Annotated in this window: 22 protein-coding genes, 1 pseudogene and 1 riboswitch; of the genes and pseudogenes, 15 read left to right on the top strand and 8 right to left on the bottom strand. The window is 70.1% G+C overall.

Annotated elements, in window-relative coordinates:
- Positions 1-250 precede the first annotated feature (250 nt).
- From BHU15_RS07385 to BHU15_RS07375, 3 genes are all read left to right on the top strand, one after another.
- Positions 251-2,167: a glycosyl hydrolase family 28-related protein gene (locus tag BHU15_RS07385; protein ID WP_069626435.1), complete on the top strand. Its 1,917-nt coding sequence runs from the start codon at positions 251-253 to the stop codon at positions 2,165-2,167.
- Between the two features lie 562 nt (positions 2,168-2,729).
- Positions 2,730-2,895, top strand: a riboswitch (cyclic di-AMP (ydaO/yuaA leader).
- Positions 2,896-2,899: 4 nt separating this feature from the next.
- Positions 2,900-3,622, top strand: a complete 723-nt coding sequence (locus BHU15_RS07380) for a LysM peptidoglycan-binding domain-containing protein (protein ID WP_069626434.1) — start codon at positions 2,900-2,902, stop codon at positions 3,620-3,622.
- A 152-nt stretch (positions 3,623-3,774) separates the two neighbouring features.
- The gene (locus BHU15_RS07375; protein ID WP_069626433.1) at positions 3,775-3,981 is read left to right on the top strand and encodes a DUF4333 domain-containing protein; all 207 of its coding nucleotides are present in this window, start codon (positions 3,775-3,777) and stop codon (positions 3,979-3,981) included.
- A gap of 24 nt (positions 3,982-4,005) precedes the next feature.
- Here the strand turns inward: BHU15_RS07375 and BHU15_RS07370 are convergent, their stop codons facing one another.
- From BHU15_RS07370 to BHU15_RS07355, 4 genes are read right to left on the bottom strand one after another with little or no spacing between them, the layout of a single operon-like run.
- Entirely contained in the window at positions 4,006-4,899 is an 894-nt protein-coding gene (locus tag BHU15_RS07370) for an SRPBCC family protein (RefSeq protein WP_069626432.1), read from the bottom strand.
- Complete coding sequence (locus tag BHU15_RS07365) at positions 4,896-5,213, bottom strand: ArsR/SmtB family transcription factor (RefSeq protein WP_023538039.1); 318 nt, start codon at positions 5,211-5,213, stop codon at positions 4,896-4,898. The genes BHU15_RS07370 and BHU15_RS07365 overlap by 4 nt, the downstream gene beginning before the upstream one ends.
- Positions 5,214-5,264: 51 nt before the next feature.
- A complete protein-coding gene (locus BHU15_RS07360) occupies positions 5,265-6,095 on the bottom strand; it encodes an alpha/beta fold hydrolase (RefSeq protein ID WP_069626431.1) in 831 nt (276 codons plus the stop codon).
- Between the two features lie 33 nt (positions 6,096-6,128).
- A complete protein-coding gene (locus BHU15_RS07355) occupies positions 6,129-7,406 on the bottom strand; it encodes a YeeE/YedE family protein (protein ID WP_069626430.1) in 1,278 nt (425 codons plus the stop codon).
- Between the two features lie 321 nt (positions 7,407-7,727).
- On the opposite strand from BHU15_RS07355, the gene BHU15_RS07350 reads away from it, so the two are divergent.
- Together BHU15_RS07350 and BHU15_RS07345 are read left to right on the top strand one after the other, a co-directional pair.
- The gene (locus BHU15_RS07350; protein ID WP_069626443.1) at positions 7,728-8,129 is read left to right on the top strand and encodes a VOC family protein; all 402 of its coding nucleotides are present in this window, start codon (positions 7,728-7,730) and stop codon (positions 8,127-8,129) included.
- A 31-nt stretch (positions 8,130-8,160) separates the two neighbouring features.
- Positions 8,161-8,487, top strand: a pseudogene (locus BHU15_RS07345) (helix-turn-helix domain-containing protein); the annotation flags it as partial.
- Between the two features lie 23 nt (positions 8,488-8,510).
- On the opposite strand, the gene BHU15_RS07340 reads toward BHU15_RS07345, so the two are convergent.
- Positions 8,511-9,485 (bottom strand): aminoglycoside phosphotransferase family protein, encoded by a 975-nt coding sequence (locus BHU15_RS07340; RefSeq protein WP_069626429.1) that lies wholly within the window; start codon positions 9,483-9,485, stop codon positions 8,511-8,513.
- A 220-nt stretch (positions 9,486-9,705) separates the two neighbouring features.
- On the opposite strand from BHU15_RS07340, the gene BHU15_RS07335 reads away from it, so the two are divergent.
- Complete coding sequence (locus tag BHU15_RS07335; RefSeq protein ID WP_023538032.1) at positions 9,706-10,233, top strand: hypothetical protein; 528 nt, start codon at positions 9,706-9,708, stop codon at positions 10,231-10,233.
- A gap of 49 nt (positions 10,234-10,282) precedes the next feature.
- Here BHU15_RS07335 and BHU15_RS38105 read toward each other — a convergent pair whose 3' ends face one another.
- Positions 10,283-10,555 (bottom strand): DUF397 domain-containing protein, encoded by a 273-nt coding sequence (locus BHU15_RS38105; protein WP_079127973.1) that lies wholly within the window; start codon positions 10,553-10,555, stop codon positions 10,283-10,285.
- Positions 10,556-10,677: 122 nt separating this feature from the next.
- Here BHU15_RS38105 and BHU15_RS07330 point away from each other — a divergent pair, with 122 nt between their 5' ends.
- Together BHU15_RS07330 and BHU15_RS07325 are read left to right on the top strand one after the other, a co-directional pair.
- The gene (locus BHU15_RS07330) at positions 10,678-11,127 is read left to right on the top strand and encodes an ATP-binding protein (protein WP_171908331.1); all 450 of its coding nucleotides are present in this window, start codon (positions 10,678-10,680) and stop codon (positions 11,125-11,127) included.
- Positions 11,128-11,241: 114 nt separating this feature from the next.
- Positions 11,242-12,177 (top strand): NAD-dependent epimerase/dehydratase family protein, encoded by a 936-nt coding sequence (locus tag BHU15_RS07325; protein ID WP_069626428.1) that lies wholly within the window; start codon positions 11,242-11,244, stop codon positions 12,175-12,177.
- Here BHU15_RS07325 and BHU15_RS07320 read toward each other — a convergent pair.
- Positions 12,165-12,761, bottom strand: coding sequence for a TetR/AcrR family transcriptional regulator (locus tag BHU15_RS07320; RefSeq protein ID WP_069626427.1), 597 nt, complete (start codon positions 12,759-12,761; stop codon positions 12,165-12,167). The two genes, BHU15_RS07325 and BHU15_RS07320, sit on opposite strands and share 13 nt — an antisense overlap.
- A gap of 302 nt (positions 12,762-13,063) precedes the next feature.
- Here BHU15_RS07320 and BHU15_RS07315 point away from each other — a divergent pair, with 302 nt between their 5' ends.
- The 5 genes from BHU15_RS07315 (at position 13,064) to BHU15_RS07295 (ending at position 18,412) form a co-directional block, all read left to right on the top strand.
- On the top strand, positions 13,064-13,996 hold the full coding sequence (locus BHU15_RS07315; RefSeq protein ID WP_069626426.1) for an SDR family NAD(P)-dependent oxidoreductase: 933 nt from the start codon (positions 13,064-13,066) through the stop codon (positions 13,994-13,996).
- A gap of 163 nt (positions 13,997-14,159) precedes the next feature.
- On the top strand, positions 14,160-16,664 hold the full coding sequence (locus tag BHU15_RS07310) for an ATP-binding cassette domain-containing protein (protein WP_079127969.1): 2,505 nt from the start codon (positions 14,160-14,162) through the stop codon (positions 16,662-16,664).
- A 168-nt stretch (positions 16,665-16,832) separates the two neighbouring features.
- Positions 16,833-17,237, top strand: coding sequence for a cell division protein SepF (locus tag BHU15_RS07305; RefSeq protein ID WP_023538021.1), 405 nt, complete (start codon positions 16,833-16,835; stop codon positions 17,235-17,237).
- 54 nt (positions 17,238-17,291) lie between these two features.
- Positions 17,292-17,732, top strand: a complete 441-nt coding sequence (locus BHU15_RS07300; protein ID WP_069626425.1) for a nucleotide pyrophosphohydrolase — start codon at positions 17,292-17,294, stop codon at positions 17,730-17,732.
- Positions 17,733-17,908: 176 nt separating this feature from the next.
- Positions 17,909-18,412 (top strand): DUF6099 family protein, encoded by a 504-nt coding sequence (locus tag BHU15_RS07295; protein WP_069626424.1) that lies wholly within the window; start codon positions 17,909-17,911, stop codon positions 18,410-18,412.
- Positions 18,413-18,543: 131 nt separating this feature from the next.
- Here the strand turns inward: BHU15_RS07295 and BHU15_RS07290 are convergent, their stop codons facing one another.
- Positions 18,544-19,290 carry a phosphotransferase family protein gene (locus BHU15_RS07290; protein ID WP_069626423.1) on the bottom strand — a complete coding sequence of 249 codons (747 nt, stop codon included), beginning with the start codon at positions 19,288-19,290 and terminating at the stop codon, positions 18,544-18,546.
- A 115-nt stretch (positions 19,291-19,405) separates the two neighbouring features.
- On the opposite strand from BHU15_RS07290, the gene BHU15_RS07285 reads away from it, so the two are divergent.
- Together BHU15_RS07285 and BHU15_RS07280 are read left to right on the top strand one after the other, a co-directional pair.
- Positions 19,406-20,356 (top strand): LLM class F420-dependent oxidoreductase, encoded by a 951-nt coding sequence (locus tag BHU15_RS07285; RefSeq protein ID WP_069626422.1) that lies wholly within the window; start codon positions 19,406-19,408, stop codon positions 20,354-20,356.
- A 37-nt stretch (positions 20,357-20,393) separates the two neighbouring features.
- Positions 20,394-20,641, top strand: a 248-nt coding sequence (locus tag BHU15_RS07280) for a homocysteine S-methyltransferase family protein (RefSeq protein ID WP_171908330.1), incomplete at its 3' end; no start/stop codon positions are given.

Raw genomic sequence — 20,641 nt, 5'->3', positions numbered from 1 at the left:
GGGTGTCCCGCCGTCGCACGCCAAGTCGCCGTCCGACGCGGGCTGTTGACAAACCCGTGACATGCTTGAAAACTCTCACTGCCTGATCGCAGGACCTGAACGGCGAAGCTCAATTATTTGCGGTTCCCTTGCAAGATCGGGGCATTAGCTCGCGTAGCCGTTCTGCCCCGTTTGATCGCGTCCTGCCGTCCACCCCCACCACGGACCGGCACCTGCTCACTCTGTCGACCCCACGGAAACAGAGGACACCATGAAGTCGAAGCACCTCAGCCGACGGCTGCTCCCGGGCGTCGGCCTGACCGGCCTGCTCGTCGTCGGACTCCTGCCCGCCACGTCCGCCTCGGCGTCCGGCGTGCCCGCGAAGGCCGGCGCCCCGTCGGCGCGGCCGGCGGCGGCCGAGCGCGGAGCCGCCCTCCCGTACACCGAGTACGAGGCCGAAGCCGCCGACTACGACGGCACGTTGCTGACGGCGGACCCGAAGCGCACCTTCGGGCACACCAACTTCGCCAGCGAGTCGTCCGGCCGCGAATCGGTACGGCTGGACAGCACGGGCCAGTTCGTGGAGTTCACCTCCACGGGCGAGGCGAACTCGATCGTCGTACGCAACTCCATACCCGACGCTCCCGGCGGTGGCGGCATCGACGCCACCCTCAGCCTCTACGCCGACGGCGCCTTCGTACAGAAGCTGGATCTGTCGTCCAAGCACAGCTGGCTGTACGGCAACACCGACGACCCCGAGTCGCTGACCAACACCCCCCAGACGGACGCCCGCAGACTGTTCGACGAGTCGCACGCCCTCCTGGAGAAGAGCTATCCGGCGGGCACGAAGTTCAAGCTCCAGCGCGACGCCGGGGACAACGCCTCCTTCTACATCGTCGACCTGATCGACCTGGAGCAGGTCGCGCCCCCGGCCGCCAAACCGGCCGAGTGCACCTCGATCACCGAGTACGGGGCCGTCCCCGACGACGGGAACGACGACACCAAGGCCATCCAGGACGCCGTGACCGCCGACCAGAACGGCGACATCGACTGCGTATGGATCCCCGCGGGCCAGTGGCGGCAGGAACAGAAGATCCTGACCGACGACCCGCAGAACCAGGGCCAGTACAACCAGATCGGCATCAGCGACGTCTCGATACGCGGCGCCGGCATGTGGCACTCGCAGCTCTACACGCTCACCGAGCCGCAGAACGCGGGCGGGATCAACCACCCGCACGAGGGCAACTTCGGCTTCGACATCGACGACAACACCCAGATCTCCGACATCGCGATCTTCGGCTCCGGCCGGATCCGCGGCGGCGGTGGCGCCGAGGGCGGAGTGGGCCTCAACGGCCGCTTCGGCCAGAACACCAAGATCACGAACGTGTGGATCGAGCACGCCAACGTGGGTGTCTGGGTCGGCCGCGACTACGACAACATCCCGGCGCTCTGGGGCCCCGCCGACGGCCTCGAATTCAGTGGAATGCGGATTCGCAACACCTACGCCGACGGCATCAACTTCACCAACGGCACCCGCAATTCACGGGTGGACAACTCGTCCTTCCGTACCACCGGTGACGATTCGCTCGCCATCTGGGCCAACCGCTATGTCAAGGACCCGGCGGTGGACATCGCGCACGACAACTCGTTCACCAACAACACGATCCAACTTCCCTGGCGGGCGAACGGCATCGCGATGTACGGCGGTTACGGCAACAAGGCACAGAACAACTTCATCGCCGACACCGCCAACTATCCCGGAATCATGCTGGCGACCGATCACGACCCGCTCCCGTTCTCGGGCGAGACCCTGCTCACCGGAAACACGCTGCACCGCACCGGTGGCGCTTTCTGGAACGAGGATCAGGAGTTCGGCGCGATCACCATCTTCCCGGCGAGCCGGGACATCACCGGAGTCAAGATCAGGGACACCGAGATCGCCGACTCCACCTATGACGGCATTCAGTTCAAGAACGGCGGCGGCAACGTGCCCGACGTCGAGATCAGCGACGTGACGATCGACAAGTCCAACAACGGCTCCGGCATCCTCGCGATGGGCGGCGCCCGGGGCAGCGCGACGCTGACCGGCGTGACCATCTCCAACTCGGCCGAGGGCGACGTCCTCGTCGAGCCGGGATCGAGCTTCGTGATCACCGGCGGCCCCGGCACCACGCGGGCCGCCCGCTAGCGGCACCGTCCTGCCCGGCGTCTTCCGTACGGCTCTGTGAGGGGAGCCGCACGGGAGGCGCCGGGTTTCGTCCTGTTTGCGCCGATTTGATGCCGATGGTTGAACTCCCGCTCCCCATGGTCGCTCCCTCACGGCGCGTGCCGAATTCACCCGTGGAAAAAGCCTGTTGGCGCGTTGTCGGCAGCGAATTCACCCAGGCGTCGGCCGCTCGCCGCCACTTGATCGCGATTCATGGAAAACAATCATTTGTCCGCTTTGCGGTGCCGGTCGTTATGGGTATCCAAAGCCTAACTTGTCCGTTTCTGGGCGGTGTTGTGATCGCGTGGTTGCGTGGAATCCCCGTGAGGTGTGTCACAGCGTCGACGGGCCCGGCGTCCAGGCCGTCCGCCCACCTCCCGCACAGGAAAGGAAAGTTGAGCACCGGACCGCCGGGCGGCAATTCGAATTACCCCCCGCCGGACCCGCGAATGACATCCCGCGATGAATTCAGGACTTGTTTCGCCCGGATGTTCTCGCTTACGTTCTCGTCATTCCGGACGGAACGCCGAATCCTGCCGCCGTCCCGGAAACCGCACCCAACCATTTACGTACGGCAGGAGCGGGGGACCCAGGTAAGTCGCCGATCCGGCATCACCGGACCGGCTTGGGGTGAAGTCACGCCTTCCGGCGCGACCGGGCATCTCCCGCCCGAACCCGACAGCTCACCTCGCAGGCGACGGAGAGGACCTCGTCATGCCCGCACTGGGTAAGCACCGCCGTACCCGCACCATCCCGCTCGCCCACCGGCTCATCGCCCTCGGCACGGGCACCGCCGCACTCGCCCTGCCCCTGGTGGCCGCCACCTCGGCGAACGCCGCGCCCGCCCCGCAGAAGGTCACGGCGGCCCCCTCGGCCGCCACCGCCGCCAAGACCACCCACACCGTCGTCAAGGGCGAGTCGCTGGCCAAGATCGCGAAGGCCCGCTCCGTGAGCGGCGGCTGGCAGGCGCTGTACAAGAACAACAAGAGCGCCGTCGGCGACAACCCGTCGCTCATCCGCCCCGGCCTGAAGCTGAAGCTCGCCGGCGCGCCGAAGGCGGCCCCGACCGCCGCGGCGGAGAAGACCGACACGGTCCAGACCGCTGCCAAGTCGTACACCAACGACCTGGACGGCTGGATCCGCGAGTCGCTGGACATCATGGCGCAGCACGGCATCCCCGGCTCGTACGACGGCATCCACCGCAACATCATGCGCGAGTCCGGCGGCAACCCCCAGGCCATCAACAACTGGGACTCCAACGCCGCCGCCGGCACCCCGTCGAAGGGCCTGCTCCAGGTCATCGCCCCGACGTTCGAGGCGTACCACGTGCCCGGCACCTCGACCGACAGCTACGACCCGGTCGCCAACATCACCGCCGCGTGCAACTACGCGGCCGACCGCTACGGCTCGATCGACAACGTCAACGGCCCGTACTAAACCGGCGCCTTCCTGACCTGACGACGCGGCTCCCGGGCCGCACCTTCGCCGACGGCCGGCGGGGCCACACACATGGCCCCGCCGGCCGTCGGCGTTCGTGGCCACCCACGCCTCCGGCTCTCCACCCCTGACCACCCGGAACGGACACACCGATGATCAAGCGCTCTCTGTCCGCCGCGTCGAAGCCGGACGTCATCTGCCCCGAGGCGCTCGAAGGGAAGGCCGGCGTCACCACCCGCTGCACGCTCACCGCGGCCGACGGCAGCACGCTGGGCGTGACGGTCACCGTCTCGGCCGTCGGCGGCGACAACGTCGATCTCGACATCAAGGCCGACGACACTCCCACCCCCGCGAGCTGACGCCCGCGCCGCTCCGGCCGGCGGTCAGCGGTCCAGCAGCCCCGCCGCCAGCTCCTCCACCCGCGCCCGCCACACCGCCAGCGCGCCCTCCGTGTCGAAGTCGCGCGGCCCGGTCTGGGTGAGCACCAGCCGGGGCCCGTGCCCCGTCCCGGGGCCCAGCTCCCAGCGGACCTCACCCTCGGGGTGCCAGGCGTACGCGAGGAGCTCCGGCGCCCGTACGTCCGTCACCGGGCCCGCCGGGACCTTGTCGGCGGTGAAGCCCGGCGGGACCGGGGAGCCCGTCAACGGCTCGGCCCCATCTGTCAGTCGGGCCCAGACCACCTCGGCGGGCCGTACGAGCTGACGCTCGAACCGGACGCGTCGCCCGCCGCCGTCCGTCTCCTCGACCCGCCCCCGCGTCAGCTCGCCGAACCGCGCCAGATACGCCTCGTGCAGCGTGCCGTCCGTGTCCCGCTCGACGTCGACCGGGCCGCCGCCCAGCACCTGCGCCAGCGCGGTGACACACACCTGCCAGCCGGACGCGAAGCTCGCCGCCCCGAACCGGTCGCCGAACGTGTGCACCAGGCGCAGCAGCGAGCCGTCCTCCCCGTCCGGTGCGATCTCCCAGCTCAGATGGTCCTCGCCCCAGGTGAACGCGAAGAGGCGCGGCTCGTCGGCGTCCGTCACCCGCCCGGTCATGGCGGGACCTGGACCGGGCTCACCGGGGAAGTGGAAACCGATCTCACCGCCCGGCCGCAGGTCCACGCTCACCTCGGAGGGGAACCACTTCGCGAGCTGCTCGGGCCGCGTGATCGCGTCCCAGACCCGCTGCGGCGGATGCGCGAGCCGGCGCTCCATGCGCAGCGCGGTGCGCCCGCCGCTCTCGGGGGAGAGGGACGAGGAGAAGTGCCGGTCGTCGGGGTCGGTGTGCGCAGTCATGAGGAATCGTCCTCCATCGCGTCGAGATGCCGTTCGAGCGCGTCGAGACCGCCGGTCCACAGGTGCCGGTAGTGCGCGAGCCAGACGTCGAGCTCGGCGAGCGGCTCCGGGTCCAGCTCGTACCAGCGCCGCTGCGCGTCCTGCCGGACCCGTACCAGCCCGGCGTCCCGCAGCACCCGCAGATGCTTCGAGGTGCCGGGCTGACTCAGACCGAGCCGCTCGGTCAGCTCTCCGACCAGGTGCGGGCGCTCCAGGAGCAGATCGAGGATCCTGCGCCTGCTCGGCTCCGCGAGCACATCGAACGGTATGGGCATGGTTCGACCATACCCACCCGGTTATATAACCGCAACCGCATGTAGGGGGGGCTAGCTCCGCGCCAGCAGCCAGTCCATCGCCGACGGGCAGGTGTCCAGGACCGAGACATGCCCGTCCTCGGGCCGTACCCACAGCTCCGCGTTCGGGAGCGCGGCCAGCATCGACGCGGCGTGCGAGGGCGGTACGACACGGTCCAGGCCGCCCTGCACGAGCAGTACCGGCGCCGCCACCTCCGCCAGGTCGAAGCCCCACGCGGTGGCGAAGGCGACGTCGTCGTCGACCAGCCCGTCCGGCCCGGCCTGCCCCGCCTTCCCGGCGTCCGCCCCCAGCGACGCCCACGCGCCCGCCAGCGCGGCGAAGTCGGCGGACGTGAAGCACGCGGGGTCGAACTCGTCCGTCGCCGCGTACAGTTCACGCGCCTCGCGCCCGTCGGCGGCGGCCCGCAGCCCGCCCGGCGACACCATCCCCTCGTACCAGTCGAAGTCCTCCGTGTACGGCGCGATGCCCGCCAGACAGACCACACCCGTCACCCGGTCCGGCAGCAGCGCGGCGCACGCCAGCGCGTGCGGCCCGCCACCGGACGCCCCCATCACGGCGAAGGACTCGACGCCGAGCGCGTCGGCGATCCGCGCCACGTCCTCCGCCGCAGCCGCCACGTTCCGGCCCGGCAGCGGACTCGAACCCCCGTAACTGGGGCGGCCGTACGACACCAGCCGGATCCCCCGCGCGCCGGCGGCGGCCAGCAGCGGCTCCAACGGCGCGCCGGTCTGCGGCGAGCCGTGATGCCACACGACGGCCGGCCCGTCCGGGCCGGGACCCCCGCTGTCGTACGTCCGCAGCGTCCGACCGTCGCTCAGCTTCACATCCTGTTCGATGACCACCGTCTCAGCCTACGGCGCACGGCCCCGCCCGGCTCAGCAGATCCCGTCCCCCGGCTTGGGGTTGCCCAGCGCGAACAGCGGACGCAGCCGAATCCCCGCCCACGTCCCGAGCAGCGCGGTCGCACCCCAGATCCATCCGTGCAGACTGCCCGACGCGATACCCGCCAGATACGCGCCGATGTTGCAGCCGCCCGCCAGCCGCGCGCCGATCCCCATGAGTACGCCGCCGAGCACGGCCGCCACGGCGGTACGGCCGGGGATGCCCCGGTGCAGCGCCCACGTCCCGCCGAGCGAGGCGGCGACGGCGGCGCCGATCATGATGCCGATGTCGGTGAGGCTGTTCTTGTCCTTCAGCACGGGCCCCGCGAACATCTCCGCGTTGCCCGGCTGCCGCCAGAACGACCAGTTCGCGGGGTTGCCGCCGAGCGCGTCGACCACCCGCGACCCCCACAGGCTGAACGCACTCGTGACACCCCACGGACCGCCGGACACCAGCAGCACACCGGCGCCCAGCACGGCCAGCGCGAGCGCGCCGGCGACCAGCGGCCACGACCCGCGCAGCACACGGGCCACGCCCCTGGCGCTGGGCGGGGTGCTGATCGGCGGCGGGTTACGGCGCGCCTGCACGCGGCGGCTCACCAGCACGATGAGTCCCAGTACGGCGATGGTCAGCGCCCACGAACCGAACCATCCGACGTGGTCCGACAGCAGCACCGGGTCGAGCGCGGGCAGGTCCTTCCAGAGGTCGAACTGCCAGGCGGCGACGGTCGATCCGACGATGAAGCCGCCGAGCGTCAGCACGATGGACGACTGCCCCGACCCCACGGCGAACAGCGTGCCCGACGCACACGCGCCGCCGAGCTGCATCCCGACGGCGAAGACGAACGCCCCGACGAGCAGCCCGACACCGAGCGGCCCCGCCGACGGCGCGGGCACGGAGCCGAACAGCCCCGTGCCGCTGCCGATGACCAGCGCGAAGAGAGTGGCCGTGGTGCCCAGCAGCAGGGCGTGGGCGCGCAGCCCCTGCCCGTTGCCGACGGCCACCAACTGCCGCCAGGCGGAGGTGAATCCGAACCGCGAGTGGAAGAGCGCGAGCCCCAGCCCGAGCCCGAGCAGCAGGAGCGTCCCGGGCTTCGCGCCGTGCGCCGACCACACGTACGCGGTCAGCGCGACGGCCAGCAGCCCGGATATGACGAGCGGCACCCGCCGTACGGGAGGCGCCGGTTCGGCCTCCGGGGCGGGGGAGGAGGTCGGGGAGGGGACGAGCAGCGCGGCGGGGATGTTCCGGCGCGGGGGAGCGGTGGTGGTCACGACTGTTCTCCGAAGTCGGTGGTCGGCGGCAGCGAGGTGCGGGGCGCGGGGGCTCGACTCAGGAACAACAGAGGTTGTCGTCGACGCACCACACCGAGTTCGCGAAGCACGCGAGACAGAGGAGGCGGGCGGGTGCGGACATGGCGGTGAGACTAGCGCGCACATTCGATTCCACGCACACGTATCTCACGGAGCGGACAGTGCGTCCATGATCCGACATCTCGAAACCGGCGGTCACATTCCTCGGCCGCGATCCGTCAGTGGGGCACGGAGCAACACCGGCACCACCCACCAGGGGTGGAGAGGAAGAAGGACAACACCATGCTGACCAACGTCATGTACGTGACGATCTACGTCACCGACCAGGACCGCGCGCTGCGCTTCTACACCGAACAACTCGGCCTGGAGACCCGCGTCGACCATCCGGGACCGGAGGTACGCTTCCTGACCGTCGCCGTCCCCGGCAGCCCGGTCGAGTTCCTTCTCTGGCCGCACCCCGCCGGCGCGGGCCGGCCGGCGAACGCCCGGCCCGGCGCCACACCCGGACCCGTCTTCCTCGAATCGGACGACCTGACGGGCGACTTCAAGGCACTGCGCGACCGGGGCGTCACCTTCGACCAGCCCGAACCGGAGACGTACCCGTTCGGGCTCCGTATCGAGGCGGTGGACCCGGACGGCAACCGGATCTCCCTGCGCCAGCGCGGCGGCCCGGGTGGCGCGTAACGGCAGTCCGGCCCCCCGGCGGACCGCGCCGGGGGCCGGCCGGGGACGGATACGCGTCGGGAGTCCGGCGAACGAGGTGGGATGGAGCCGTAAACGCCTCTGGTCCCGCTTCCGGTCCCAGATCGGCCTCGCCGCCAAACGCGCAGCCCAGCTGGTGCGCTTCGACCACGCAGCCCACCTGCTCGCGGCGGGCGGCACCGCCGCTCACGTGGCGGTCGCGAGCGGCTACGTCGACCAGCCCCACCTCCACCGCGAGGTCAAGGCGTTCACCGGTATGACACCCACCGCGACAGCCGCCGCACCATGGCTCGCGATCGACGGCGCCGCGCGGCCGGCTCCGCCCGAGCGCCGCCCGTAGGCGGGCCGTCGCGGCCCGGCCACTCACCGTCCGGAGCGGCGCTGGCCTCGCAGCGACAACCACCACAACGACGCACGGCCGAGCGCCGTCATCATGCCCTCCAGCTTCGGATCCGTCCCCGGATCCGCCGAGTCCATCGAACACGCCGCCGCCAGCAGAAACCCCGCCTGCGCCGATACGAGCACATCCACCGCCACCGGCTCGACACCCCTCAGCAGCGGATGCCGGGCGGCGTACGGCTCCGGGTCGACCCCGCCGAGCGCCACACTCCCCAGCAGCATCACCAGATCCGCGTACGCGGGCCCCACCCACGCGTGCGGCCAGTCCACGACCACGACGCGGTCCCGCGTCAGCAGCACGTTGAACGGATACAAGTCCCCGTGCGCCAACGTCTCCCCGACCATCACCTCCGGCAACAGCGCCTCCAGAGCCAGATGCCGGTCCAACTCACCCGCGGCGACAGGCGCGATCCGACCCAGCTTCGCCAGCGACCGCTCGCTGTCCGCCAGCCGCCCCCAGCCGCCCAACCGGGGGAATGCGCCGGGCGAGTTGAGGGGCGGCGGCGCCGGTGTCAGCCGCCGCGAGAGGTCCGTCAGCGCGTGGAGCACCCGTACCAACTCGCCCTCGCGCCACGGCTGTACGGGCAGCGCCCCGTCGACGTCCTCGAAGACGAGCGCCACCCACCCCTGATCGTCGTACGACCCCAGAAGCTCCGGTACGGGAGCCCCGCCCGGCAGCCCACCGTTCACCACCACCTCACGCCGGTGGAACGCCGCCACCCCGGGCGCCGCCCCCACGTCGACCGCCTTGGCGAACGCCCTGCGCCCGTCCGCGAGTTCGAGCCGCGCCGCGAGCCCGTCGGAGAACCCGCCCGGCCGGCTCGTCGCCACGGTCACCCTGCCGCCGAGCACGTCCTCGATACCCGCCCGTACGGAACGCGGAAGCTCGTGCCACGGCTTACGCCGGCTGCCCGTTGACGCGTCGTTGTCGGTCGTCATGTCTCTCCAGAGATCGAAATGGAGCCGAGGCGGGAATTCCGTTTATCCGCCCGAAATAAAACCTGTGAAGCCGTGCAACCCTCGGGGAAGATCCCGTGTCTGCCTATGTGTTCGGAAGTAATTCCAGCAGACAGCATCGGGCCCGATAGCCGAGCGGAAGCCGCCATTGGCGGGCCCGTGGGTTTACTGCGCCCTTTTGCTCCGAGAAAGGTGTGTTCCTATGCGCTACACGAAGCGCGCTGTCGTGGCCACGGCCTGCGCATTCGCTCTGATCCCGGCGGGCGCGGCGGTCGCGGGCGACGGCCCGGCACCGGCCCCGTCGAAGTCGGCCAAGACGTCGAAGTCGACGGCCCCGACGGAGGCGGGAAACCCGGCGAGCGCGAAAGCGCGCGTCGCGGGAGTCTGTGCCGACGCCTACCAGGTCGGAAAGACAGCGTACATCGACCGGGCCGGCGCGCACATCGCCTCGGTCAAGCAGTTCTACTCGAAGACGTGCAACGAGAATTACGGGTATCTCTGGGTCTGGGATTCATTCCGTAAGACCAGCAAGGATTACGACGTGAGCGTCGCCGTCTACAGCTACAGCCAGGAGGACTTCTTCGGCGGCCGGGCCTGGACCGACCACAACGGCCAGGAGTTCTGGTCCGACGGCGCGGCCACGGTCAAGGACTGCACGGCGGCCGTCGGTTCACTCCGCAGGGCGGGCGACCCGCTCGCCGGCCAGGCGGCCAGCCAGAAGATGTGCTGATCGCGGATGGGGTGGCCCGAGGAACACTCGGGCCGCCCCGTTCAGCGCATCAGCTCGCTGAGAGGTGTGCGGTGAAGGCGGCCCAGGCGGTGGGGGTGAGCCGGCCGATGTTCGGGTCCTTGGAGTCCCGTACGAGGACGGCGTGGGGCTGGGCGGCGACCTCGACGCAGTTGTCGCCGCCGTCACCGCTGTGAGTGCTCTTCGACCACCCGACTTCGACGCAATTGTCACCGTCACCGCTGCTGTGGGTGCTCTTCGCCCAGGCGACTTCGAGGCAGTTGTCGCCATCGCTGCCGCTGTAGCTGCTCTTGAACCATGTCAGTTGAGTGGTGTTCGCAGTGCTCCTCGCAGTCGCTCCAGCAAACTCACCGTAGCCTCATGGCTGTGAGCCTGCGAGCGCAGCTTCCCTGGTGACGCGCGCGAGCCGGGCCGGACGCTGGGCGTATGCCATCCCCCCAGGCCCAAGAGGCCGTCACCGTACGTGTGTTCACTCAGCGGTTCTCCGCGACCCGGCGCGGCGCCCGGCTCGCGCGGCGGCTCGCCACTCAGCAGCTCGACGCGTGGGGCATCCCGTACGGCTCCGGGCCGTCCGACGCGACGGCCTTCGTGGTCGCCGAGCTGGCCGCGAACGCCGTGCTCCACGGCCGGGTGCCGGGACGGGACTTCGCGTTGCGGCTCGCGTACAACAGCGCCAAGAACCTCGTACGCGTCGAGGTGACCGACACCCACAACGCCCTGCCGGCACGCGCGCCCCGCGACGCCGCAGGCGACGGCGAGACGGGGCGCGGGCTGGTGCTCGTGGACGCGATCGCCGTGCGGTGGGGGGTGAGCGGGCGGTCGGGGCTGGGGAAGACGGTATGGGCGTACGTACCGGCCTCGCGGGAGCGGACCTGACGCGCTACGGTCGAAAGCGAGTACTTGAACCCGGCGGCGTTTCCCGAACTGCTGGAGGAGTCACGTACCGCGGAGGTCGCGCGGAACCATCCCGCGCCCTCCTAAGGAGGAGTCATGAAGGTTCTCCTCGCCGGAGCCTCTGGCACACTCGGCCGGTTTCTCGTACCGCAACTGCTCGCGGCCGGTCATGAGGTCATCGGCACCACGCGCGGCGCGCGTGGTGCCGACCGGCTCAGGCGGGCCGGGGTGAGCGCCGTCGTGACCGACGTACTCGACCGCGGTGCGCTGCTGGCCGCCGTGGAAGGGCTGACCGCCGACGCCGTCGTCCATGAACTCACGTCGCTGACCAAGGCGCCCGCACGGTACGGCGACATGGAGCCGACCAACCGGTTGCGCGTGGACGGGACGCGCAACCTGCTGGAGGCGGCACGGGAGTTGGGGGCCACCCGCTTTGTCACGCAGTCGATGTTCCTCGGATACGGCTTCCGTGAGCTGGGGCGTGACCCTCTTACGGAGCACGCGCCGTTCGCCGTGCCCACCGGCGCCAGGACGGACCCGGTGCTGGCCGCGCTGAAGTCCACCGAGGACCAGACGCTGGGCGCCGGACCCGGCATCGAGGGGATCGCCCTGCGCTACGGCCTCTTCTACGGCGGTGACACCGGGATCTACGCCGATCTGCTGCGCAAACGGCGGCTTCCGGTGGCCTCAGGGCGCGCCGGCTCCGGGACGCTCGCCCTGATCCACCACCACGACGCGGCGTCCGCGACCGTCGCCGCGCTGGAGCGGGGAGTGGCGGGGCGGGTCTACAACGTCGTGGACAACACACCGGCCACGTGGCGCGAGTTGATGGAGGAGGTCGCGCGTACGCGCGGTACGCCCCGGCCGCTCGCGCTCCCCGCCGGACTGATCCGGCTCGCCGCGCCGTACATCGGTGAGGTGATGACCCGTGTCGACGTGCGGGTCTCCAACGAGCGGGCCCGTACGGAGCTGGCCTGGACGCCGCGGTTCCCGGGCTTCCGGGAGGGGCTGGCGGCGGGTCAGGGCCGGTAGCGCAGACCGTCCAGCAGGAGGTCCAGCAGGCGGCCCGCCTGCTCGCGCATGCTCGGCCCGCCCGCGGCCAGGGCGACGCCGCTGATGCTGACGAGCACGTCGTCGGCGTCGACATCCTTACGGAGGGCGCCGTCCGCGGCCCCGGCGTCGAGCAGCAGCCTGATCGCGGAGCCGAGGAGGTCGCGGCTGTGCGCGTAGGGGTTTCCGCCGGAGGCGATGACCGCGCGGAGCGCGTCGGCCATGCCCTGCTTGGCGATCATGAAGTCTATGTAGCGGTCCATCCACGCGCGCGTCGCGTCGACGGGGGCCAGTTCGTCGAGGAGTGCGGGGGCGGCGTCACAGACGGCTGTCAGTTCGTTGCGGTAGACGGCTTCGACCAGGGCCTCGCGGGTGGGGAAGTGGCGGTAGAGCGTTCCGATGCCGACGCCCGCGTCCTTCGCGATCGCGTCCAGGGTCGGACTCCCGCCGCTCCCGCCGCTCCCGCCGCTCGCGTCGGAGAGGAGGCGCATCGCGGAGGCGAGGACGAGGTCGCGGTTGCGCCGGGCGTCCGCGCGCAGGGGCCGGTCGCCGTTCGCTGCTGTCACGTGGTCCTCCCTCCCTCTCCTGCCGCTGCCCGCTCGGCTCGGTGATCCCGGCCCGAACGTAGCCCACGGCGGGCATGCTTGCTAAACGGAGCCTCCTCCGGTTAGCTGGGCTGAGCGGAGGATCCTCCGCTTACTGTACGGCGGGGCCTGAACCCGTCATTTCACCGGTGCGGTCCGCCTCGGAGCCGTAAATCAGCCGTACAGATCCCGCACCGAGCCGCACCGAGCCGAACCGAGCCGAGCCGAACCAAGCAGCGCCGAATCGCACCGAGCAGTGCCGAATCGCACAGAAGAGGACCGTCATGAATCAGCCCGTCAGGATCACCACCCCCTTCACCCGCGAAACCACCGCCGCCGAGGTCGTCGACGGCACCGACCTGACCGGCAGGCGCGCCGTCGTCACCGGCGGCGCCTCCGGCATCGGGGTCGAGACCGCCCGCGCGCTGGCGTCGGCGGGCGCCGAGGTCACCCTCGCCGTACGGAACGTCGAGGCCGGCGAGCGTACGGCCGCCGACATCACCGCCACGACCGGCAACCCCCACGTCCTCGTCGCCCCGATCGAACTCGCCGACCGCGCGTCCGTCGCCGCGTTCGCCACGGCCTGGCAGGGCCCGCTGCACATCCTCGTCAACAACGCCGGTGTGATGGCCGAGCCGCTGAACCGCACCCCCGAGGGCTGGGAGCACCAGTTCGCGACCAACCACCTCGGTCACTTCGGGCTGGCGCTCGGCCTGCACGACGCGCTGGCGGAGGCGGGCAACGCGCGCATCGTGTCGGTGAGTTCGAGCGGCCACCTGCGTTCGCCCGTCGTCTTCGACGACATCCACTTCGAGAACCGGGAGTACGAGCCGTGGTCGGCGTACGGCCAGTCCAAGACCGCCAACGTGCTGTTCGCCGTCGAGGCGACCAAGCGGTGGGCCGCGGACGGGATCACCGCCAACGCCCTCATGCCGGGCGGTATCCGCACCAATCTGCAACGGCACCAGGAGGGGAACCCCGAGTTCAAGACGCTCATGGACTCCTACTCCTGGAAGACACCCGAGCAGGGCGCCGCCACCTCGGTCTTCGTCGCGGTCTCACCGCTCCTGGAGGACATCGGCGGCCGGTACTTCGAGGACGTAGCCGAAGCCGGACCGCACGTACCGCCGGGTAACACCGGCGTCGCCGACTACGCGCTCGACCCCGAGGCGGCGGCCCGGCTGTGGGACGTCTCACAGGAGATGCTCGCCCGCTGAGACGGACCCGCCCGCGCCCTCTCCAGGACCGGTCAGTATCGGAGAAGCGTCCGCCGCCCGGCCGCATTAGCGTGGCAGCCATGGACATCAGCGCTGGTCGGTTCGAGGCGGGCGACGCCGACAGCGACCGCGCGGGCGACGCCGCCTCACAGATGGAGACACGATGAGCAAGCCCACGAGGACCGGCGAGGGTGCACGGGCGGGCACGCGGGCCGGGACGGGTACGCGGGCCGGGGCGGGAACCGGTACCCGTGCGGCCACCCGGACATCCGCGCGAACCCCCGAGCGAACCCCCGCCCCGGACGGTGCCGTCAGCCACGGCGTGATCCGGGTGCACGGCGCGCGCGTGAACAACCTCAAGGACGTCAGCGTCGAGATCCCCAAACGGCAGCTCACGGTCTTCACCGGCGTCTCCGGCTCCGGCAAGAGCTCGCTCGTCTTCGGCACCGTCGCCGCCGAGTCGCAGCGCCTCATCAACGAGACGTACAGCACCTTCGTACAAGGCTTCATGCCGACACTGGCGCGCCCCGAGGTCGACGTACTCGAAGGACTGACCACCGCGATCATCGTCGACCAGCAGCGGATGGGCTCCGACCCCCGCTCCACCGTCGGCACCGCCACCGACGCCAACGCGATGCTCCGCATCCTCTTCAGCCGGATCGGCAGCCCCCACATCGGCTCGCCCGGCGCGTTCGCCTTCAACGTCGCGTCGGTGCACGCCAGCGGCGCGATCACCGTCGAACGCGGCGCGAACAAGAGCAGGGCCGTCAAGGCGACCTTCAGCCGTACCGGCGGCATGTGCACCCGCTGCGAAGGCCGCGGCACCGTCTCCGACATCGACCTCACCCAGCTCTACGACGACTCCAAGTCGCTCGCCGACGGCGCGTTCACCATCCCCGGCTGGAAGTCCGACAGCTTCTTCACCGTGCGCGTCTACGCCGAGTCGGGACTCCTCGACCCGCACAAGCCGATCGCCAAGTTCACCAAGAGGGAAATGCAGGACTTCCTCTACCGCGAGCCGACAAAGGTCAAGGTCGAAGGGGTCAACCTCACCTTCGAAGGGCTCATCCCCAAGATCCAGAAGTCGTTCCTCTCCAAGGACCGGGAGGCGATGCAACCGCACATCCGGGAGTTCGTCGACCGTGCCGTCACCTTCACCACCTGCCCCGACTGCGACGGCACCCGGCTCAGCGACGAAGCCAGATCCTCGAAGATCAAAGGCATCAGCATCGCCGACGCCTGCGCCATGCAGATCAGCGACCTCGCCGACTGGGTACGCGCGCTGCGCGAACCGTCCGTCGCACCGCTGCTCGACGCGCTCGGCGCGACCCTCGACTCGTTCGTCGAGATCGGACTCGGCTACCTCGGCCTCGACCGCGCGTCCGGCACCCTCTCCGGCGGCGAGGCACAGCGCGTCAAGATGATCCGCCACCTCGGCTCCTCCCTCACCGACGTCACATACGTCTTCGACGAGCCGACGATCGGACTGCACCCCCACGACATCAGCCGCATGAACAACCTGCTGCTGCGCCTGCGCGACAAGGGCAACACGGTGCTCGTCGTGGAACACAAACCGGAGACCATCGCGATCGCCGACCACGTCGTCGACCTCGGCCCCGGCGCGGGTACGGCCGGCGGCACCGTCTGCTTCGAAGGCACCATCGACGGGCTGCGTACGGCGGGCACCGTCACCGGCCGCCACTTCGACGACCGGGCCGCACTCAAGACGACGGTCCGCGAACCCACCGGCACACTGGAGATCCGCGGCGCGACCACCCACAACCTGCGCGACGTCGATGTCGACATCCCGCTCGGGGTCCTCACCGTCGTCACCGGCGTCGCCGGCTCCGGCAAGAGCTCCCTCGTGCACGGATCACTCGTCAAGGATCCGGCTCGCCGCGCGGACGTCGTCGCGATCGGCCAGGGCGCGATCCGCGGCTCACGCCGCAGCAACCCCGCCACGTACACCGGGCTGCTCGACCCGATCCGTAAGGCCTTCGCCAAGGCCAACGGCGTGAAACCGGCGCTCTTCAGCGCCAACTCCGAAGGCGCCTGTCCCAACTGCAACGGCGCCGGCGTCGTCTACACCGACCTCGGGATCATGGCCGGCGTCGCCGCCGTCTGCGAGGAGTGCGAAGGCAAGCGGTTCCAGGCGTCCGTACTGGAACACCACCTCGGTGGCCGCGACATCAGCGAGGTACTGGCGATGTCGGTGGCCGAGGCCGAGGAGTTCTTCGGCGCCGGCGAGGCACACACACCCGCCGCACACCGCGTCCTGGACCGGCTCGCCGACGTCGGACTCGGCTACCTCACCATCGGCCAGCCACTCACCACCCTCTCCGGCGGCGAACGGCAACGGCTCAAACTGGCCACCCACATGGGCGAGAAGGGCGGCATCTACGTCCTCGACGAGCCCACCGCCGGACTGCACCTCGCCGACGTCGAGCAACTGCTGGGCCTGCTCGACCGGCTCGTCGACTCCGGCAAGTCGGTCATCGTGGTCGAACACCACCAGGCGGTGATGGCGCACGCCGATTGGATCATCGACCTCGGCCCCGGCGCCGGACACGACGGCGGACGGATCGTCTTCGAGGGCACCCCCGCCGACCTCGTCGCGGACCGCTCCACCCTCACCGGCGAACACCTCGCGACGTACGTCGGCGCCTGACCGGACACATGGCTCGAACCCCGTCGAACCCCGTCGAACCCCATCGGACCTCTGCGGACCCCCGGCTCGCGACTTGGGTCCCGACAGGCCCGTGTCGCTGTTGGGCCGAACGGGTGAGGAGCGGGAGACTGGCCACATGCATACACAGCGCGCGGGCGGGGTGATCCGGTGAGCCGGTACGGCGGATACGACAGGTACGACGCCACCGACGAGCAGTGGGAGGGCCTGGCCCAGGTCGTCCCGCTGCGAGGCCGCAACGAGTGGCCCTCGCGCGTCGACCACCGCACCATCCCCGAGGACTACACCGCCGAGCAGCGGCGATTCGTGGTCCTGCGGGTCCAGGTCTTCGCCGACGCGCGTGACGTCGCCGACCATCTCATCGCGCAGATCCCGGTGCTCCTCGACCTGACCGGCGCCGACACCGACGTGGCCAAACGCATCCTGGACTTCAGCAGCGGCGTCGTCTTCGGGCTCGGCAGCGGCATGCACCGCGTCGACCGCAACGTCTTCCTGCTCGCGCCGGTCGGCACCGAGGTGGAGGGGATCGCGGCGGCGGCGGTCCAGCAGCCGTGACCTGGCACACCACGTGCACCTGGCGCACCTCGCACACCTGATAGATCTGGGTCCGTGACGGAACTTGATGTACAGGCATTGCAGCGCAGACTGGTGGAGTTCGCGGCGGCGCGGAAGTGGGAGCCGTACCACACACCCAAGAACCTGGCCGCGGCGCTGAGCGTCGAGGCGTCCGAACTGCTGGAGATCTTCCAGTGGTTGACGCCCGAGCAGTCGGCGCGGGTGATGGAGGACCCCGGGTCGGCGCACCGCGTGCGCGACGAGGTCGCCGACGTACTGGCGTATCTCCTCCAATTCTGCGACGTGTTGGGGATCGACGCGCTCACCGCGCTCTCCGAGAAGATCGACCGGAACGAGCTGCGCTTCCCGCCGCACGGCGACCAGCCTTCCGAGCCCGAGCCCGAGCCCGAGCCCGGGTCCGGGTCCGCGCCTGAGCCCGGGTCCGCGTCGTACGAGTCCGGACCCGCGACCCCGCCGACGTCCACATCCGACTGATTCGTCACTCTGCGGAGTGACCGAGTTATCCACAACTGGCTTCCTGTCCACAGATTTCCGAATTCCTCTGGTCTTTCTGTTGCCGACCCCTCACTCTGGGTAATGAGTAAGTGGGCGGGGTGTTCGACAGATGGGGACCGACGGACACATCGGACAGACGGAGACGGGGACGGCGAATGGACGCGGAAAGGCTCATCGGAGCCGGCCGGGTTGCCTTGGCCCGGAGCGGAGTGGCACTGGACATCGTGGCGGAAGCCTGGCAGGCGCAGGCTCTCGCCCAGGCGATCGGGGACCAACTGGCCCTGCACGGACCGCAGGAGCTGAGGACGGAGGCAAGAGGCCTCGCCGAAACCGGCGCGCGGGGAGGCGCGTCACCTGACCACCCCTCGCTGCGCGCCGGAGGGATACGGGCGGCACGACTCTCGACGGTCATAGACCCGCGCACCACATTGACCGGACTCGGCGTGCTCCTCGGCGAAGTGGGAATCGCCCTCGTCTCCGTGGCCTGCGGCACGGACGAGGAAGGGCTGTACTGGCAGTGCATCGAGGCGATCGACGCCGCCGACGAATCGAACGACCGAGTCCTCGGCATGCTGCGAAAGCTCACCGCACAGGACGAGGTACGAGAACGGGTGCGCGAGACGGAGAAGGAAAGGGAGAGGGAGAAGGAGCGAGGATGACGCAGCGGTGTGAACGACCGACGACAACTAACAACAGGAGGCTCCGGACCTCCGCGGACGACTGCAACGTGCCCGTTCCCGCCGATGAGTTGTGGGCCCGCGCGGACTCATATCCGGGCTCACATCCGGGCTCACATCCGGGCTCTCAGCACGTCGACCTCACAGCCAGGTGCGAACGGGTCGAAGCCGTGCTCGCCCAGCCAGCGAACCGCCAGCAGGCTGCGCAGAGACCACCACGCGCGGATCACGTCGCGGTCGACATCGGAGCCATAGCCGGCGACGACGTCGCCAAGATGCTCCTCGTGTCCGAGCGTCAAGGTGGCGAGGTCGTACAGCGCATCACCCCGGCCCGCCTCGGACCAGTCGATGATGCCGGTGATCTCGTCGCCGTCGACGAACACATGGGTGATCTGGAGGTCGCCGTGCGTAAACGCGGGAGTCCACGGCCGGAACGCGGCCTCGGCGACCTGGCGGTTACGGGTCACCAGGTCGGCGGGCAGAAAACCGCTCGCCACGAGCTGCTCGCACTCGCTGTCGAGTTCGGCCGCCAACTCGGTGAGGTCCCGGCCGGCCCCGCCGGACCAGGGCGGCAACGGCGCGTCGTGCAACATCCGGATCGCGGCCCCCGTCGCGGCCCACGCCGCCGGCGGCGCGGTCGACGGCTCGCCGAGGCGGCCGAGAGCCGTCCCCGGGACAGCGGCGATCGCGAGCACGGGCGGCTTCCGCCAGAGAATCTCCGGGGTCGGGACCGGCACGAGGGACATCGCCTCGACCTCGGTGTCGATGCGTCCTTGATCGGCGTCCACCTTCAGGAACACATCGCCGACGCGCAGGGTCGCGCGCTCGGAATGGGCGACAACAACCTTTACCTCATCCATGGGCGACCAGTATCCCGGCGATGACCATCCGCGTCGCCAGGTTTGTCGCCGGTGATGGCGCGGGGCCCGGCGAGGACGCGCGCACGACCGGCGCTCGGAGGTGCAGGATGGATCCATGGATCTTCGAATCTTCACCGAGCCCCAGCAAGGGGCCAGCTACGACACACTGCTGACCGTCGCCAAGGCGACCGAAGACCTCGGCTTCGACGCCTTCTTCCGCTCCGACCACTACCTGCGGATGGGCTCCGCAGACGGACTTCCCGGCCCCACCGACGCCTGGATCACACTCGCCGGCCTCGCACGCGAGACCAAGCACCTCAGGCTCGGCACCCTCATGACGGCAGGCACCTTCCGACTGCCGGGCGTCCTCGCCATCCAGGTCGCGCAGGTCGACCAGATGTCGGGCGGCCGGATCGAACTGGGCCTGGGCGCGGGCTGGTTCGAGGAGGAACACACGGCATACGGAATTCCCTTCCCCAAAGAGAAGTTCGCCCGACTCGAAGAGCAACTGGCCATCGTCACCGGACTGTGGGGCACACCGTCCGGCGAAAAGTTCTCCTACGACGGAACGCACTACCAACTGACCGACTCACCCGCGCTGCCCAAGCCGACGCAGTCCAAGATCCCGGTACTCATCGGCGGGCACGGCGCCAAGCGCACCCCGCGGCTCGCGGCGCAGTACGCCGACGAGTTCAACATCCCGTTCGCGTCGATCGAAGACAGCGACAGGCAGTTCGGCCGCGTACGGGACGCGGCGGTCAAGGCCGGACGGAAGGCCGACGACCTGGTGTATTCGACCACGCTGGTCGCCTGCGTGGGCAAGACCGACGCGGAAGTGGCCCGCCGGGCCGCGTCCATCGGACGGGAGGTGGAAGAACTGAAAGCGAACGGACTCGCGGGCTCGCCCGCCGAGGTCGTCGACAAGATCGGCCGATACGGAGCCATCGGCGCGTCCCGCATCTACTGCCAGATGCTGGACCTGGACGACCTCGACCACCTGGAACTGCTCTCCTCCCAGGTCCAGTCCCAACTGGGCGCCGACCTGATCGAGCAGCCCTCCCGCTGAGCCGAACTGTCCACCGACCCAGGACAGGGAGGCGCCCGTGAAGCCCGTCCGCACACTCGCCACCGCGCTCGCCGAGGGCAGCCTCGTCCTCGACGGGGGGCTGTCCGACCAACTGCGGGCACAGGGCTGCGACCTGTCCGACGACCTGTGGTCGGCGCGGCTCCTGGACGACGCGCCCGAGCAGATCGAGGCGGCCCACGCCGCCTACGTACGGGCCGGCGCCCAGGTCCTGATCACCGCCAGCTATCAGGCGACGTACGAGGGCTTCGCCCGCCGGGGCGTCGG

This window comes from Streptomyces niveus, assembly GCF_001723055.1.
Classification (GTDB): Bacteria; Actinomycetota; Actinomycetes; order Streptomycetales; family Streptomycetaceae; genus Streptomyces; species Streptomyces niveus.
Note: the sequence above shows the minus strand (reverse complement) of the source record. Positions and strands in the feature narration are given on the sequence as shown.